The sequence below is a fragment of the Anaerococcus sp. HMSC068A02 genome (genome assembly GCF_001811125.1).
Taxonomy (GTDB): Bacteria; Bacillota; Clostridia; order Tissierellales; family Peptoniphilaceae; genus Anaerococcus; species Anaerococcus vaginalis_C.
Genome location: NZ_KV803774.1, coordinates 24,909 through 27,500, shown reverse-complemented (window position 1 = coordinate 27,500; position 2,592 = coordinate 24,909). Strand labels below are relative to the sequence as shown.

Sequence of the window (2,592 nt, the reverse complement as noted above, 5' to 3'; positions counted from 1 at the left end):
TTGATTTTGTGTTCCTTCTTTTGGTGGAAGTAATTGATTGCCATTTACATCAATATATCTTGTTTCAACTTTTGGAACAGGTGCAATTTTTTGATAAATATGTCTTGTATTACCCTTTTCATCTTTTTCTGTTCTTACTAATTGATAACCTTCTATAGTTGATGGATCATGTGTTCCAGCTTTATCAGCTAGTATTTGATTACCTTCTGTGTCTAAATATCTTGTTTCTACATCTTGGATAGGTTTTTTCTTGTAAACATGAATTGTATTACCATTATTATCTTTATTTGTACTTACATAATCGTAGCCATCAATATTTACTTGATTTTGTGTTCCTTCTTTTGGTGGAAGTAGTTGGTTTCCATTTTCATCAACATATCTTGTCTCAACTTTTGGAACAGGTGCGATTTTTTTGTAAATATGAACGGTATTACCCTTTTCATCTTTTTCTGTTTTTACAAATTGATAACCTTCTATAGTTGATGGATCATGTGTTCCAACTTTATCAGCAAGTATTTGCTTACCTTCTGTGTCTACATATCTTGTTTCTACAGTTGGAGTTGGTGTTTGTTTAAATTTATAAACATGAACAATATTTCCATCCTTATCTGTGTAAGTCTTTACAAACTCATAAGCAGGAATATCTTTTTTATCTTTCTTGCCTTTTTCTTCCATAGCAAGAGGATTTCCATTTTCATCTACGAATTTAGTAACTATAGATGGACTAGGAGTGGTTTTTTTCTTGTAGATATGTTTTGTATTACCCTTATCATCGGTTTCAGTTCTTACAAATTCATATCCATTGATCTCTTTATTAGGTTTTTTACCATCTTCCTTAGGAGCTATAGTCTTACCATTTTCATCGACATATTCTGTAACTACATCTGGTGTAGGAGTAGTCTTCTTTTTGTAGATATGTTTTGTGTTACCTTGTTCATCAGTTTCAGTTCTTACAAATTCATATCCATCGATCTCTTTATTAGGTTTTGTACCATCTTCCTTAGGAGCTATAGTCTTACCATTTTCATCGACATATTCTGTAACTACATCTGGAATAAATTCCCATGTTCCTGTGAATTCTACATCTTTATCGCCAACAGTTTTGCTTTCTTCGTCATAACCAACAAAGGTCCATACACCATCTTTAGTTGTGATTGATTCTGGAACAGGTTTAGTTGGAGTTACCTTATCACCCTTAACCTTTCCTTTTTCTGGATTTGGAAGTAGATTTTTCACTTCATCAGGAAGAGGTTTTGTTGGATCTTCACTTTCAAACTTGTAAGTTACTTTATGTTCGTTTGGTGTGAATTTCCATTCTCCTTCGAATTTTACGTCAGCTCCGTTTACTTTTGCATCTACTTCGTCTGTAGTTTTATCTTGATCTTTGTAGCCTTCAAATTTCCATGTTCCATCGTTTTCTGTATCTGCTACTTTTGTTTTTTCTGGCTCTGTTGGTTTAACAACACTTCCATCTTTTTTGCCTGTTTGATCTTTTGGTGTTAGTTCTTTTACGGCTTGTGGAAGGTCTTTGCCTTGGGTTGCGGATACAAATTCGTGTGTTACGTTGTATTTTTCTGGCTGTTGATCTGGTGTGAATACCCATGTACCTTTTACTTTTTCGTCTTTGTTAGTGATTTCTACTTCATTCTTATCGTATGATTTGAATGTCCAAGTTCCCTTGTTTGTTTCATCTCTAAATTCAGCGTCTTTTCCTTCTGGAACTGGGGATGTTACTTTATCGCCTTTTACTTTGCCGGTTACTTCTTTTGGTGCTTTTGCTTTTAATGCTTCTGGTAATTCTACACCTTCTGTTCCACTTACATATTCATAAGTTACTTTGTGTTTGTTTGGTGTGAATTTCCATTTTCCTTCAAATGTCACATCAGACTTATCAATAGTTTTGCTATCTTTATCGTAGCCTTCAAATTTCCATGTTCCATCATTGCCTGCATCTTCTACAGTTGTTTCTTTTGGTGCAGTTGGTGTTACAGTTTCTCCATCTTTCTTACCAGTTTGTTGGTCTGGTGTTAAATCTGTAACTGCTTTTGGAAGAGCTTTGCCTTCTGTTGATGAAACAAATTTATGATTTACATTGTAATCAGTAGGAGTAGTTTTCGGAGTAAATTCCCATGTTCCTGTAAACTCAACATCCTTGTTATCGATAGTTTCTTGATTTTTGTCATATTCTACAAAGGTCCAAGTACCATCTTCAACATTAACTGTTTTTGTTTGTGGTTCTGTTGGTTTTACTACATCGCCTTTAACTTTGCCAGTTTGTTTTGCTGGTACAAGAGCAAGTACTTCTTTAGGAAGTTCTTTCTTTGGATCTTTACTTACAAATTTGTGTGTTACATTGTATTTTCCTGGCTCTGGATCTGGTGTGAATTCCCATGTTCCTTTTACGTTTTCGTCTTTGTTTGTAATTTCTACTTCATTATTATCGTATGATTTGAATTTCCAAGTTCCTTTGTTTGCTTCATCTCTAAATGTAGCGTCATCGCCTGTTGGAACTGGGGATGTTACTTTATCGCCTTTGACTTTGCCGGTTACTTCTTCTGGGGCTTTTGCTTTTAATGCTTCTGGTAATTCTAC

General features: G+C 34.5%; 1 protein-coding gene. It reads right to left on the bottom strand.

Features of this window, described 5'->3' with window-relative positions:
- A partial coding sequence (locus HMPREF2782_RS08665; protein WP_222563147.1) for an SHIRT domain-containing protein occupies positions 1-2,592 on the bottom strand: 2,592 nt, incomplete at both ends.